This window comes from Bradyrhizobium sp. 142 (genome assembly GCF_023074015.1).
Taxonomy (GTDB): Bacteria; Pseudomonadota; Alphaproteobacteria; order Rhizobiales; family Xanthobacteraceae; genus Bradyrhizobium.
Map to the genome: position 1 here is coordinate 1 of NZ_JADPKQ010000220.1, position 12,981 is coordinate 12,981.

The following is a 12,981-nucleotide window of genomic DNA, read 5'->3' on the forward strand; positions in this document are numbered from 1 at the left end:
ACACCGCAACACTCACTACCGGGCGCCCGCTACGGCTTACCCGGACCGGACTTCCACCGGTTGGACCGCGCCAGCTTGCCTGGCGCACAAGCAATCCAGAGTCTTTCCACGGAAAGATTCTGGATTGCTTCGTCGCAAGAGCTCCTCGCAATGACGACAGAAAGGCCGCAGAGAGCCAATCATCACCCGGACATTTCTGTTGATGGCCCAGGAGTTGCGCGGTCTGCCGCCTTCCATCCCGGAAATGCTGTAGTCTGATCGACTGACATGCTTTCCGGGGACTCCACATCGATGCCGCACGACGATCACGCCAAGGCTGCATGGCCGCTGTTCCGATCACTGGCGTCCTATTCGCTGCCCGGCGACCTCCTGGCGGGGCTGACACTTGCAGCGATTGCCGTCCCCGAGCAGATGGCGACCGCGCGGCTCGGCGGATTTGCGCCACAGATCGGCTTCTTCGCGTTCATGGCGGGCTCGCTCGGCTTCGCGCTGCTCGGCGGCAACCGCTTCCTGTCCTGCGGCGCCGACTCCACGGTCACGCCGATCTTCGCCGGCGGGCTTGCCGCACTCGCCGTCTCCGGTTCGCCGGAATATCAGGGACTCGCCATCGCGCTGGCGCTTATGGTGGGCGTCATGATGCTTGCCGGCGGCGCCTTCCGCCTCGGCGGCATCGCCAACCTCTTGTCGGTGCCGGTGATGGTCGGCTTCCTCGCCGGCATCTCGGTCCACATCATCGTGTCGCAACTGCCGGGCGTGCTGGGGCTGGAGCAGCCGGGCGGGCCGACGCTCGATCGCATCGGCGTGCTCGCAAGCGAGCTCGGCCGGACCAATCCCTTCACGCTGTGCATCGGTTTTGGTGTGCTGGCCGTGGTCTTCCTCTCCGAGAAGGTGAGCGCAAAAATTCCGGGCGCACTGATCGGGCTTGTCGCCGCGACGCTGGCCGTGATCGGCCTCGGCCTCGAGAGCAAGGGCGTCAACGTCGTAGGCAGCGTGCCGGGCACGCTGCCGCGGCCGACTCTGCCTGATCTTGCGCCGGAGCAATGGGTGCGCCTGGTGCCGCTCGCCTTCGTGATCACCGTGGTCGTGATGGTGCAGACCGCGGCCACCACGCGGTCGTTCCCGTCCGATCCCGACAAGCCTGCCGATGTCGGTCGCGATTTCCTCGGCGCCGGCGCCGGGAGCGTCTTGGCTGGCCTGTTCGGCGCGTTTCCGGTCAATGCCAGCCCGCCGCGGACGGGAATCGTCGCCGAGACCGGCGGGCAATCGCAGCTTTCGGCCCTCGCCGCCGCGGCAATCGTACTGGCGCTGCTCGCGTTTGGAACGGGGTTGCTGCGGCACGTGCCGGATGCCGCACTTGGCGGCATTTTGCTGTTCGTGGCGCTGCGGATCATCCGCCTCAAGCAGATCGTCACTATCTATCGTCAGTCCTTCAGCGAGTTCTTGCTGATCATCGCCACCGCCGCGCTGATCATCGTGCTGCCGATCCAGCAGGGCGCGTTCCTCGGCATCGTGCTGTCGCTGCTGTACGGCATCTGGAGCATCACGCGCGCCAAGCTGGTCGAGTTCGAGCGCGTGCCGGGCACCACGGTCTGGTGGCCAGCCCATCCGCACGTCGCCGGCGAGCGCGTCGCCGGCGTTGCCGTGATCGGTCTCCAGGCACCGCTGTCGTTCCTGAACGCGCCGGACTTCCGCAGCGAAGTGACCAGGGTCCTCGGCACCTCGGCCCCGCAGCTTCTCGTGCTGGAAGCGAGCGGCATGGTCGAGATCGACTTCACCGGCGCGCAGATCCTGCTCGAAATCTTCAAGGCGTGTAGTGAACAGGGCGTCACGGTGGCGCTGGCGCGGCTGGAATCGGTGCGCGCACAGGACGCGTTCGAACGCTTCAAGCTGTTCGATGCCCTGCCGAGGGAACACGTGTTTCGCAGCGTCGACGAAGCCGTGCGCAAGCTTGCGAAAGCGGAATAGCTTTGAGTCACACCGGCTGAGCCGCGAACTCGCTGCGACCTCTCCCGCCTGCGGGAGAGGTCGGCGCGCAGCGCCGGGTGAGGGCTTTCTCCTCTTGGAGGTTCTCGATTACGGAAGCACCCTCTCCCCAATCCTCCCCCGCAAGCGGTCGCAAGCGGGGGAGGGAGCGCATCTTCAATGCGGCAACAGTCAGCCCTCTCTACGCCAGTGTCGGATAATCTCGCTGTACCGTTTCGCGGATCCAGCTGGCGTGGATCGCGCGAAACAGGATCTGCGCGGTCTTGAGGTCATTCGCCTTCATGCAAAGGTCGACGATGCGACGGACCGCATCGTCGCGCATCAGGCCGTCCGATATCTTCATCGCGATTTCCATTGCGACCTTCGCCGCACGCTCGTAGCGCTCGCTGTCGCGCTTGTTGTAGCGACCCGCGCCCGCCGCACTCGCCATTGCAGCCTCACAGATCGCGCGGATGCGCTCGGCGGCTTCGATATCGCCCAGCGGCCACTCGATCGCTTCGTCCCAGATGTCGCCCGGCTTCTGCCTCGCGAACCACTTCATCCCCGCCACCCGTGGTCTTCCAGCCACCGTATTATTGCGCCTCAGCGGAGCCAGCATAGACAACCAGGCCGAGATCGGCGAGGCGGTTTTTCCGCCGCGGCGGTGGATCGGTGCGTTCAGGACGTGCGCCGCGGCCCGATCGCCTCGAACTGCGCCTTCTGCTCGTCATTCAGCGTGGCGTAGAAATCCTCAAGCGCGGCGCGGACCGTCTTGATCCCGTCCAGCATCACGTCGAGCCGCTTGCGGGTCGCGGCCATGCGCGCCGGCGGCGTCATCACGTCGCCGGGCTGACACGCCGCCTTCAGCGATGTGTTGGCCCTTGCGCTGCTGTCCTGGAGGACCTGGAGCGCGGCACGCTGCGTGTCATCCAGGTGAAGCCTCGCCTCGATCTCGGCGCCGGGCCAGTCAAGCGCCGCAGGCGCTCCGCAATTGCCGACCAGCGAGCCGTTGGTAGTGTTGGATGCCGTCGCACGACGCTGATCCTCGGCGAGCGCATTGAAGCGGGCCTTCTGTTCGTCGGTGAGCGAACCGTAAAACTTGTCGAGTGCGGGCTGGACGAGATCGACCGCCTTCTCCATAGCCTCGACGCGCTGCTGCATCGCTGCCAGCCGACCGGGCGCCGTCGCCGCGACCTGGGTCGGACAGGATGCGCGGATCAGCTCCGCCGCCTCGATCGAGGCATTGCCGAGGTCGTCGAGGCTTGCGCCTTGCGCATCCGTCGGCTGCACAGTGGCTGCAATCTGGTCGATCGGCAGACCGGTGATCTCGCGGCGGTCGCTGCCGCACAGTTGATCGAGCGCAACGCCCCGCGCGCGCCGTCGTCCTTGCGGGCGTTGCGGCAGATAGGCCGACAGACCATCATAGCCATAGGGGCCGAAGATGCCGGCATAGATGTCCGGATAGCCGTAGCCCCAGAAGCCGAGACCGTCGCCCCAGATCGTGTAGTCGTAGAGGTCGTTATAGGCGAAGGGCCAGAACAGCGGTCCGACCCAGCCATAGCCGCCCCCCGCATGTTGCCACCATCCGCTGCTTGCGCCATGCCAGCCGGCAAGTGCGGCCGCGGCTGCGATCTGGGCACGGGCCGCCGGATTGCTGATCAGCCGGCCGCTGCGGAAGGCGCTGGAGTGCGCGTTGAGGGCATTGCGGAAATTCGCAGGACGGACGCCCGCATTGCGGATCTGACCGAAGTTCGGGCCACCATGTCGGGCTCCGGTTGCGAACCGCATCCCGCCATGATGCCCGCCGCCGCCATGCGCGTGCGCAAAACCGTGACCGCCGAAATGGCCGCCGCCGAAATGCCCACCGCCATGACCGCCTCTGTGCCCACCGCCGGCGTGCCCGCCCCCGCCATGACCGCCGCCGCCGTGTCCACCGCCGCCGTGTCCGCCCTTGGCCAGAGCCGCGCCTGCAAGCATGCAGGCAAGCGCCATCGCAGCAATTCCAATGACCGGTCGCAACATCGCACCCTCCCGCAGAGCCGCGCCATGCAGGCAGCGGAACTTGCGGGAATTGGAACTGGCTGGCCTGCCGAAAGTTCCGCTGCCTGCCGCTAGACCTGCGGCACGATCTTGCCGGGATTGAAGATGTTCTGCGGATCGAGCGCCTTCTTCAGCGCCCGCATCGCGTCCAGCGCTTCGGGGCCGAGTTCGGCCTCAAGATATTTCTGCTTGCCCTGGCCGATGCCGTGCTCGCCGGTGCAGGTGCCGTCCATTGCCTGTGCACGTTCGACCAGGCGATGCATGAACTCCTCGCCGCGCGCCATCTCGTCGGCGTCATTGGTGTCACAGACCAGCGAGCAGTGGAAATTGCCGTCGCCGACATGCCCGACGATCGGCGACAACAGATCGAGCCGCTTCAGATCCTCCTCGGTCTCGCCGACGCACTCGGCCAGGCGCGAGATCGGCACGCAGACGTCGGTCGCGACCACGCCGATGCTGTCGCCGGGCCGCAGCGCCTTGACCGACCAGTAAGCATCGTGCCGCGCCTGCCACAGTTTGGTGCGATCCTCCGGTCTGGTGGTCCAGGAGAAATCGCCGCCGCCGCATTCCTTCGCGATCTCGCCGAACGCCTTGGACTGTTCGGCGACCTCGATCTCGCTGCCGTGGAATTCGATCAGCAGGAGCGGCGTCTCCGGCAGAGTCAGCTTGGAATAGGCGTTGCAGGCCGTCACCTGCGCGGCATTGAGCAACTCGATGCGCGCTACGGGAATGCCGGTCTGGATCGCCAGGATCACCGCCTGACACGCACCATGCACTGTCTCGAACGACACGGCGCCGGCCGCGATGGTCTCGGGGATGCCGCGCAGGCGGATGGTCAATTCCGAGATGATGCCGAGCGTGCCTTCGGCGCCGACGAACAGATGCGTCAGGTCGTAGCCTGCAGAGGACTTTTTTGCGCGCGTGCCGGTCGTGATGATCTCGCCGTCGCCGCGCACGACCTTCAGCGCCAGCACGCTTTCGCGCATGGTGCCGTACCGCACCGCATTGGTGCCGGACGCCCGGGTCGAGGCCATGCCGCCGAGCGAGGCGTCCGCGCCGGGGTCGATCGGGAAGAACAGGCCCTGGTCGCGCAGGTGCTCGTTCAGCGCCTTGCGGGTGACGCCGGGCTGAATCACGCAGTCGAGATCCTCGGCATGCACCGCGAGCACCTTGTTCATGTCGCGCAGGTCGATCGAGATGCCGCCCGCTGGCGCATTGACCTGGCCCTCCAGCGAGGTGCCGGTTCCGAAGGCGATGACGGGCACGCCGTTCCTGGCGCAGATCCGCACGACGTCCTGGATGTCGGTGGTCTCCTGCGCCATCATCACGCCGTCCGGCGGCTGGTTGGGGATCCACGTCGTGGTGTGGCCGTGCTGCTCGCGCACGGCCTGCGAGGTGATGAGGCGGTTGCCGAAGCGTGCGGCAAGCTGCTCCAGCGCGCTTGCGAGGGCTTTCGGCTCCGGCCGCGGCGGATTATTGGTGATAGTCGTACCCACGGACATTCCTCCCGACAGAAGAACCGTGGCAAAGGACATCTATCCGGTCAAGTCAAGCGACCGGACGGATAGCAGGATGGAAACATGCCGGAGATTGCCGCTGCCGAGCCGTTCCGCTCGTCAATCATGCAGATCGAGCCGCAATGGATCGACTATAACGGCCATCTCAACATGGCCTATTACAACGTGATGTTCGACCGCGCGATCGACCAGCTCTGGCTCGAGCTCGGCATCGGTCCCACTTACATGAAGGAGCGCCACGGCTCGACCTTCACCGCCGAATGCCATGTGCGTTATCTGCGCGAAATCCATCTCGGCGATCCCGTGCGGGTTTCGGTGTGGCTGCTGGACGCCGATGATAAGCGGCTGCACACATTCGAGGAGCTCCGGCACGCCGCGGAAGGCTGGCTGTCGGCCACATCGGAAAACATGTCGCTTCACATGGATATGAACGCGCGACGCGTAGCGCCGTTTCCGCCCGACGTCCAGCAACGCATCGCGGCGATCACCAAAGCTCACAGCACCGTGCCGCGACCCGCGGGCATCGGCCGAAGCATCGCGATGCCCTCGAAGTGACGGCAGATGCCATCTGCCGCTTGTGGTTCACCTCTCCCTACGGGAGAGGTGAACCACGCTCCTCGCTAAATCGCAGTTAGACCCTGGTGCGGCCGCGGGCAAGGCCGACGACGGCCGAGACCAGGAACAGTACGACCGCGATGAAGAAGATGATCTTTGCGATCTCGACCGAAGCGCCGGCGATGCCGCCGAAGCCCAAGATACCGGCGATAAGTGCGATAATCAGAAACGTCACGACCCAGCCAAGCATGGTCAGAACCTCTATCTCGATGTCTCTCTGCGATCGACGCGCCTGACGACCACGCCTCGCTTACAGACAATCTCGACCTCGAAACGATGGTTCCGGCCGGCGACAGGTGGAAATTCGCGGCCTCCGCAGGAACAATTCGACGTTCCGCGCACGTGGAAAACCCCTCGCCGCCGCCCCATATAGGCGGTAATCCCTGTTATGAAGGCTCCCTTCCGCCACCCCGCGGTGCCATCGTGGGCCAATGATTCGCATGACCGAGCCGAGCAAGATCACCGCCCAGAGCATCCCCGACCACCAGCCCGCTGCCGGTGGCATTGCCGCGCGCGCGCGTGCCTCGGTGGGGCCGAAATATCTGTCCGGGCTCAATCCCGAGCAACGTGAGGCGGTGGAGACACTGGATGGCCCGGTCCTGGTGCTGGCCGGCGCCGGCACCGGCAAGACCCGCGTGCTCACCACGCGCATCGCCCACATCCTGAGCCAGGGCCGCGCCCGTCCGAGCGAGATCCTGTCGGTGACCTTCACCAACAAGGCTGCGCGGGAGATGAAGCATCGGCTCGGCCTGATGCTCGGCCACGCCGTCGAGGGCATGCCGTGGCTCGGCACCTTCCACTCCATCGGCGGCCGGATCCTGCGCACCCATGCCGAGCTGGCGCAGCTCAAGTCGAACTTCACCGTGCTCGATGTCGACGACCAGGTCCGACTGCTCAAGCAGCTTCTGCAAGCCGAGAACATCGACGACAAGCGCTGGCCGGCGCGCATGCTGGCCGGCCTGATCGACGGCTGGAAGAACCGCGGCCTGATGCCGTCGCAGGTGCCTCCCGGCGAAGCCGCGGTGTTCGGCAACGGCAAGGGCGGCAAACTCTATGCGAGCTACCAGGAGCGGCTGAAGATCTTGAACGCGGCCGATTTCGGCGACCTGCTGCTCGAAGACATCCGCATCTTCCGCGAACACCCGGATATCCTGCGGCAGTACCAGCAGCGCTTCAAATACATCCTGGTTGACGAGTACCAAGACACCAACGTCGCGCAATATCTCTGGCTGCGGCTGTTGTCTCAGGCGCCCTCTTCTCTTACCTATTCCCGCCTGCGGGGAGAGGTCGCATCGCCAAGCGATGCGGGTGAGGGGGACTCTCCAAGCACCGCGCTCGTGGAGATATCCCCTCAGCCCGACCCTCTCAGCGCGAGCGAAGCTCGTCGCGACCCCGCAAGCGGGGAGAGGGAGAAGACCCACGTCAAAAACATCTGCTGCGTCGGCGACGACGACCAGTCGATCTATGGCTGGCGCGGCGCCGAGGTCGACAACATCCTGCGCTTCGACCACGATTTTCCCGGCGCCAAAGTCATTCGCCTGGAGCGCAACTACCGCTCGACCGGTCACATCCTCGCCGCCGCCTCGCATCTGATCGCGCACAATGAAGGCCGGCTCGGCAAGACGCTGCGCACCGAGGACCAGGACGGCGAGAAGGTCACGGTCACCGGCTCGTGGGATTCGGAAGAGGAAGCCCGCGGCATCGGCGAGGAGATCGAGCAGCTGCAGCGCCAGGGCGAGAAGCTCAACGAGATCGCGATCCTGGTACGCGCCTCCTACCAGATGCGCGAGTTCGAAGATCGTTTCGTCACGCTCGGCCTGCCCTATCGCGTCATCGGCGGTCCGCGCTTCTATGAGCGTGCCGAAATCCGCGATGCGCTCGCATACTTGCGCGTCATCAACTCGCCTGCCGACGATCTCGCCTTCGAGCGCATCGTCAACGTGCCCAAGCGCGGCCTCGGCGATGCCACTGTGCAGATGCTGCACGACCACGCCCGCAAGCGCCGCATTCCCTTGTTCGAGGCTGCGCGTGCCGTGGTCGAGACCGACGAGTTGAAGCCGAAAGCGCGCGGAAGCTTGCGCGATGTGGTCGCCCAGTTCGACCGCTGGCGCGCCCAGCGCGAGATCACCGCGCACACTGATCTGGCCCAGATCGTGCTCGACGAGAGCGGCTATACCGAGATGTGGCAGAAGGACCGCTCGGCGGATGCCGCGGGACGGCTCGAGAACCTGAAAGAACTCGTGCGCTCGATGGAGGAGTTCGAGAACCTGCAAGGTTTCCTCGAGCACATCTCCCTGGTGATGGACCGCGACGGCGGCGCCGAGGACGACGCGGTGTCGCTGATGACGCTGCATTCGGCCAAGGGGTTGGAATTCGACAACGTGTTCCTGCCGGGCTGGGAGGAAGGCCTGTTCCCGAGCCAGCGCACGCTGGACGAACAGGGCCGCGCCGGGCTCGAGGAAGAGCGCCGGCTCGGCCATGTCGGCCTGACTCGCGCCCGCCGCCGCGCGAAAATCTATTTTGCGACCAACCGGCGCATCCATGGCACCTGGTCGACCACGATCCCCTCGCGCTTCCTCGACGAATTGCCGGCGGCCAATGTCGAGATCACGGAATCCAAGGGCGGCTCGGCCTGGGGCGGCACCGGCGGCTACGGCGCCTCGCGCTTCGACGATATGGAGGCGTTCGGCTCCAGCTATACGACCCCGGGCTGGCAGCGCGCCCAGGCCAATCGCTCCCAAGCCAACCGCAACCGGGGCCAGGCGACGGGACAAGGCCGCGATGGCGGCGGCTTCGAGGAAGCGGCCTCGTCGTTTTCGTCGTCTTCGTCCTCGCCCGATTTCGGCAGCTTCTCCTCGCGCCGCCGCGGGCCCCTAACGATCGAGGGCGAGTTGGTCGCCAAATCCACCGGCACGACCTCGGAATTCTCGCTCTCCGACCGCGTCTTCCACCAGAAATTCGGCTACGGCCGCGTCACCAAGGTCGACGGCAACAAGCTCACCATCGCCTTCGACAAGGCGGGGGAAAAGAAGGTCGTCGACAGTTTTGTGCAGCGGGCGTGAGGCCTGCCGTGTTGCGGCGGCGTTACGCCGCCGCCTTTCTTCTCTCCACGCCCCTTGACCACCGCGAACTTCCCCGTATCAGATGCGCCCATGGTCCGGGGCTCCATTTCACTCATCGTGCTGGCATTGGGTATGCCGTCGCTTGCGGCGGCGGAGACCATGAGCTTTGGCGATTCGATCGGGCTGCTGGCCAAGAGTTGCGGTGCGGAAATCGTCGCCAATTGCCGCGGCGTCAATCCTGACTCGACCCGCCTCAAGGAGTGCCTGTCCCGCAACCGCGACGTGCTCTCCCAGCAGTGCCAGAGCGATTATCTCGGCGCCTTCGACGCCATCCAGAAGCGCGTCGCCGCCCGTGTCACGGTGGCGAACGCCTGCCAGCGCGAGATCGTCAAGGTCTGCAACGGCTCGACCAAGGAGACCAGCAAGGCGGTCCCCTGCCTGGTCTCGACCCCCAAGGGCATCAGCAACAACTGCCTGAAGGCCGTCGACGACGCGGGATACCGATGATGCGCGCAACCGGGCTTGCCACCGCCGGAATTGGCCTCGTGCTCGGCCTCGCCCTGCTCGCGGGGACGGCCAGCGCGCAGCCGGCGCCGCCGACCCGCGACGACATCGTCGGCAAGCTCAATCATTTCGAGCAGGCCGCCGAAATCGACATCCCCGCGCTGAAGCTGCAGGTGATGGAACGGGCCAAGGCCAGGATCAAGAACGATCCGGGCCCGGTGAACCGGCCGCCGATCGCGCCGGACCTTGCCAATCTGCCGGCCTTCACCGCGCAGATTCAGTTCGACGCCGATACGCCGATCATTCAGCCGGCATCCTACCAGACCGTCGGCCGCCTCGCGGACGCGCTGGTTCATGCCTCGCTGCTGCCGTACACGTTCCTGATCGTCGGCCGCGTCGAATCCAATACGAAGACGCGGGAGGCCAACGCGATCCTGAGCCAGCGCCGGGCGGACGCAATCCGCGACGTGCTGGTCAACACCTTCAAGATCTCGACCAAGCGGCTGCACCCGATCGGCCTCGGCGAGGAGCAGTTTCTCGACCGCGCGCGGCCGACCTCGGCTGTCAATGCACAGCTGCAGATCCTGACCTTTGCAAAGCTGCCGGAAGAAGAGCCTGCGCGGCCGGCCGCTACGCCTGCACCTGCGACGAAAAAGCCCAAGAAGCATTGAGCGCACGCACCCAGGCGGCGACCGGAACCCTTTGAAGTCCTGACCATTTTGCAGCCTGTCCACGGCGCAACGCTACGGCCTTGCGCGACAAAAGCGCCGGTTTGTGCACTGCCCGGTCAGATGCTATAGGCTTTTTTCGCCCTTCCCGACCTCCATGCTGCACGAGACCAAGATGGCCGGCTCCTTTCAACGCCAACTGGCCGATTACGTCGAATATCATCGCGATCCCTGGAATTGCGCGATGCACGTGGTCGGAATCCTCCTGCTCTTCACCGGCGCCGTGCTGCCGCTGACGCTGGTGCATTTCGACGTGTTCGGGATCGAGGTCAGCCTTGCGGTGATTTTGGCTCTGCCTGTGCTGGTCTATTGGCTGATGCTGGACGCCGGGATCGGCCTCGGCATCCTGGCGGCGATGATTGTGCTACTTTGGGTCGCAACCGCGATCGGCAATCAGGTCTCGATCGCCATGATGTGGTCGATTTTTGCCGTGCTGATTGCGATCGGCGTCGCAGCGCAGATCATCGGCCATCGGGTCTTTGAGGAACGGAAACCGTCGATGGCCGACAACCCCAGCCATTTTCTGCTTGGACCGATGTTTGTCATGGCAAAATTATTCATTGCATTGGGCTTCCGTCGCGACCTTGCCGCGATTCTGGCGCCTCTTCCGACCAATTCTCTTTCGAGCCGATAACTTCCAGAGCGGAATAGCAAACCTTCTTCATGACTCTCGTACTGGTTACCGGTGGCAGTGGGTTCATCGGACAGCATCTGGTCGAAGCGCTCCGCGCCCGTGGGCAGCGGGTGCGTATTGTCGACGTCCGTCCACCGGCCACGGCGAACGCTGACGTCGAATATGCCCATGGCTCGGTGCTGGATCGCGCCGCGGTCGATGCCGCGCTTGCCGGCGTCGATCAGGTCTATCATCTCGCCGGCCTGCCCGGGATGTGGGTCGCCAACAAGCAGGCCTTTCACGACGTCAATTGCCGCGGCACCGAAATCGTGCTCGCGGCCGCGATGAAGCGCGGCGTATCGCGCTTTCTGCATTGCTCGACGGAATCGATCCTGTTCCCCTATTCCGACCTGGGCGGCGTTGCCGCCGAGGAGGCGCTTCAGCCGGCCGATGCGATGCCCGGCGCCTATACGCGATCGAAGTCGCTCGCCGAGCATCATGCGGCGAAGGCTGCGGCTGCCGGCTTCCCGCTCGTCATCGGCACGCCCACCATGCCGATCGGCGCTGCCGACCACAATCTGACGCCGCCGACGGCGATGCTGTGGTACTTCCTGCAGAAGAAGGTGCAGCCACACCTCAACTTCCTGGTCAATCTCGTCGACGTCCGCGACGTCGCCACGGGCCTGGTGCTGACGATGGAGCGCGGCCGCTCCGGCCAGCGTTACATCCTCGGCGGCGACTGCGTCCCGCTCGGCAACATTCTGCGGATGATGTCGGCGATGAGCGGCCGCCGGCAGTTTCCGGTCGTCGTGCCCAGCAGGATTGCCGAGCTCTCCGCGATCATGCTCGAATACATCTCCGATCACGTCACGCGCCGGCCGCCGAACGGCACCGCCGAGGGCGTGCGCATTGCGCTCGCCGCGAGCGACCTCTCGATCGGCAAGGCGCGCACCGAGCTCGGCTATTCGCCGCGCCCGATCGAGCCCGTGCTGCGCGAAACCATCACCCACCTGCTGGCTCGCGGCGGCAAGCCCGCCACCGGCGCCATCGAGCATCACGCGCTCTCCTCGCGCGCCAGCTGAGCTGCCGCCCAACCCAAAGAACCTTTCCGCATGTCCTTCGATTTCAGCAAGCTTCTCTCTGTCGCCTGGGGTGGTTGGACCACGACCTGGCCAACACAACTGCTCGCGCTGATCTGGCTCGCCTGGCTTGCAAGTTGGGTCGGCGCCTCGTTCTGGCAGGGCCGCACCCAGAAGCAGGTGATGACGCTGGAGTCCGGCCGCTATCGCCTGCCGATCCTGATCGGCGGCATCCTATTCACGCCGTGGACGGCCGAAGTGCTGGGCGAAAAGCCGCTCTGGGTCTTCAGCAATACCGGCGTCTACATCACGGCCCTGATCGTGATCGCCGGCATCTCCTTCACCTGGTGGGGACGGCTGCATCTCGGAAAATTCTGGTCCAACACCATCACCCACAAGGAAGACCACCGCGTCGTCGACACCGGCCCCTATGGCATCGTGCGCCATCCGATCTACACCGGCCTGATCGCCGGCATGCTGGCGACCGGCATCGCCGTCGGCACCGTGACCGCGATGCTCGGCGCGATCCTGATCTCGCTCGGCATGTGGCAGAAGGGACGGATGGAAGAGGTGTTCCTGTCCAAGGAGCTCGGCGAAGACGCCTACGGCGCCTATTGCCGCCGCGTGCCGATGATCATCCCGTTCCTGTCGCCGCGCTGAGGGCGCGGGCGAAGACGCGGTTATCGCCAACAGCGGCATTGCTGTTAATCCCGTCATCCTGAGGTGCGAGGCCGGCGATGCGGATGCATCGCGCCACTCGCGCCTCAGATCCTATGGGTGGCGGGTGGTCAGGAGAGGTAGGATTAGATTGCAACATCCAGCCTCGGAGGACCAAGATGATCAAGCTCGATCGCACTGAGA

The 12,981-nt window shown here is 65.2% G+C and carries 12 protein-coding genes; 8 read left to right on the forward strand and 4 right to left on the reverse strand.

What is annotated here, in order from left to right; all coding sequences use genetic code 11:
- Positions 1 to 291 precede the first annotated feature (291 nt).
- Positions 292 to 1,965 (forward strand): SulP family inorganic anion transporter, encoded by a 1,674-nt coding sequence (locus tag IVA82_RS19985; protein WP_247387377.1) that lies wholly within the window; start codon positions 292 to 294, stop codon positions 1,963 to 1,965.
- A gap of 199 nt (positions 1,966 to 2,164) precedes the next feature.
- Here the strand turns inward: IVA82_RS19985 and IVA82_RS19990 are convergent, their stop codons facing one another.
- The 3 genes from IVA82_RS19990 to IVA82_RS20000 all read right to left on the reverse strand — a co-directional run bounded on the left by IVA82_RS19990 (position 2,165) and on the right by IVA82_RS20000 (position 5,498).
- Positions 2,165 to 2,524 (reverse strand): hypothetical protein, encoded by a 360-nt coding sequence (locus IVA82_RS19990; RefSeq protein ID WP_247387378.1) that lies wholly within the window; start codon positions 2,522 to 2,524, stop codon positions 2,165 to 2,167.
- Between the two features lie 116 nt (positions 2,525 to 2,640).
- Complete coding sequence (locus IVA82_RS19995; RefSeq protein WP_247387379.1) at positions 2,641 to 3,984, reverse strand: Spy/CpxP family protein refolding chaperone; 1,344 nt, start codon at positions 3,982 to 3,984, stop codon at positions 2,641 to 2,643.
- Positions 3,985 to 4,073: 89 nt separating this feature from the next.
- Positions 4,074 to 5,498: an FAD-linked oxidase C-terminal domain-containing protein gene (locus IVA82_RS20000; protein WP_247387380.1), complete on the reverse strand. Its 1,425-nt coding sequence runs from the start codon at positions 5,496 to 5,498 to the stop codon at positions 4,074 to 4,076.
- An 84-nt stretch (positions 5,499 to 5,582) separates the two neighbouring features.
- Between IVA82_RS20000 and IVA82_RS20005 the strand changes: the two genes are divergently transcribed.
- A complete protein-coding gene (locus tag IVA82_RS20005) occupies positions 5,583 to 6,074 on the forward strand; it encodes a thioesterase family protein (protein WP_247387381.1) in 492 nt (163 codons plus the stop codon).
- A gap of 76 nt (positions 6,075 to 6,150) precedes the next feature.
- Here the strand turns inward: IVA82_RS20005 and IVA82_RS20010 are convergent, their stop codons facing one another.
- Complete coding sequence (locus tag IVA82_RS20010) at positions 6,151 to 6,324, reverse strand: DUF1328 domain-containing protein (protein WP_148740584.1); 174 nt, start codon at positions 6,322 to 6,324, stop codon at positions 6,151 to 6,153.
- Between the two features lie 241 nt (positions 6,325 to 6,565).
- Here IVA82_RS20010 and IVA82_RS20015 point away from each other — a divergent pair, with 241 nt between their 5' ends.
- The 6 genes from IVA82_RS20015 to IVA82_RS20040 all read left to right on the forward strand — a co-directional run bounded on the left by IVA82_RS20015 (position 6,566) and on the right by IVA82_RS20040 (position 12,780).
- On the forward strand, positions 6,566 to 9,196 hold the full coding sequence (locus tag IVA82_RS20015; protein WP_247387382.1) for a UvrD-helicase domain-containing protein: 2,631 nt from the start codon (positions 6,566 to 6,568) through the stop codon (positions 9,194 to 9,196).
- 90 nt (positions 9,197 to 9,286) lie between these two features.
- Positions 9,287 to 9,703, forward strand: a complete 417-nt coding sequence (locus tag IVA82_RS20020) for a hypothetical protein (protein ID WP_247387383.1) — start codon at positions 9,287 to 9,289, stop codon at positions 9,701 to 9,703.
- Entirely contained in the window at positions 9,703 to 10,371 is a 669-nt protein-coding gene (locus IVA82_RS20025; RefSeq protein WP_247387387.1) for an OmpA family protein, read from the forward strand. The genes IVA82_RS20020 and IVA82_RS20025 overlap by 1 nt, the downstream gene beginning before the upstream one ends.
- A 154-nt stretch (positions 10,372 to 10,525) precedes the next feature.
- A complete protein-coding gene (locus tag IVA82_RS20030) occupies positions 10,526 to 11,062 on the forward strand; it encodes an Mpo1-like protein (protein WP_346658772.1) in 537 nt (178 codons plus the stop codon).
- 29 nt (positions 11,063 to 11,091) lie between these two features.
- Positions 11,092 to 12,123: an NAD-dependent epimerase/dehydratase family protein gene (locus IVA82_RS20035; protein ID WP_247387385.1), complete on the forward strand. Its 1,032-nt coding sequence runs from the start codon at positions 11,092 to 11,094 to the stop codon at positions 12,121 to 12,123.
- Positions 12,124 to 12,153: 30 nt separating this feature from the next.
- On the forward strand, positions 12,154 to 12,780 hold the full coding sequence (locus tag IVA82_RS20040; protein WP_247493486.1) for an isoprenylcysteine carboxylmethyltransferase family protein: 627 nt from the start codon (positions 12,154 to 12,156) through the stop codon (positions 12,778 to 12,780).
- Positions 12,781 to 12,981 lie beyond the last annotated feature (201 nt).

Coding starts and splice junctions, on each gene's coding strand:
- IVA82_RS19985 (WP_247387377.1), top strand. CDS start 292: ATGCCGCACGACGATCACGCCAAGGCTGCATGGCCGCTGTTCCGATCA.
- IVA82_RS19990 (WP_247387378.1), bottom strand. CDS start 2,524: ATGAAGTGGTTCGCGAGGCAGAAGCCGGGCGACATCTGGGACGAAGCG.
- IVA82_RS19995 (WP_247387379.1), bottom strand. CDS start 3,984: ATGTTGCGACCGGTCATTGGAATTGCTGCGATGGCGCTTGCCTGCATG.
- IVA82_RS20005 (WP_247387381.1), top strand. CDS start 5,583: ATGCCGGAGATTGCCGCTGCCGAGCCGTTCCGCTCGTCAATCATGCAG.
- IVA82_RS20010 (WP_148740584.1), bottom strand. CDS start 6,324: ATGCTTGGCTGGGTCGTGACGTTTCTGATTATCGCACTTATCGCCGGT.
- IVA82_RS20015 (WP_247387382.1), top strand. CDS start 6,566: ATGATTCGCATGACCGAGCCGAGCAAGATCACCGCCCAGAGCATCCCC.
- IVA82_RS20020 (WP_247387383.1), top strand. CDS start 9,287: ATGGTCCGGGGCTCCATTTCACTCATCGTGCTGGCATTGGGTATGCCG.
- IVA82_RS20025 (WP_247387387.1), top strand. CDS start 9,703: ATGCGCGCAACCGGGCTTGCCACCGCCGGAATTGGCCTCGTGCTCGGC.
- IVA82_RS20030 (WP_346658772.1), top strand. CDS start 10,526: ATGCTGCACGAGACCAAGATGGCCGGCTCCTTTCAACGCCAACTGGCC.
- IVA82_RS20035 (WP_247387385.1), top strand. CDS start 11,092: ATGACTCTCGTACTGGTTACCGGTGGCAGTGGGTTCATCGGACAGCAT.
- IVA82_RS20040 (WP_247493486.1), top strand. CDS start 12,154: ATGTCCTTCGATTTCAGCAAGCTTCTCTCTGTCGCCTGGGGTGGTTGG.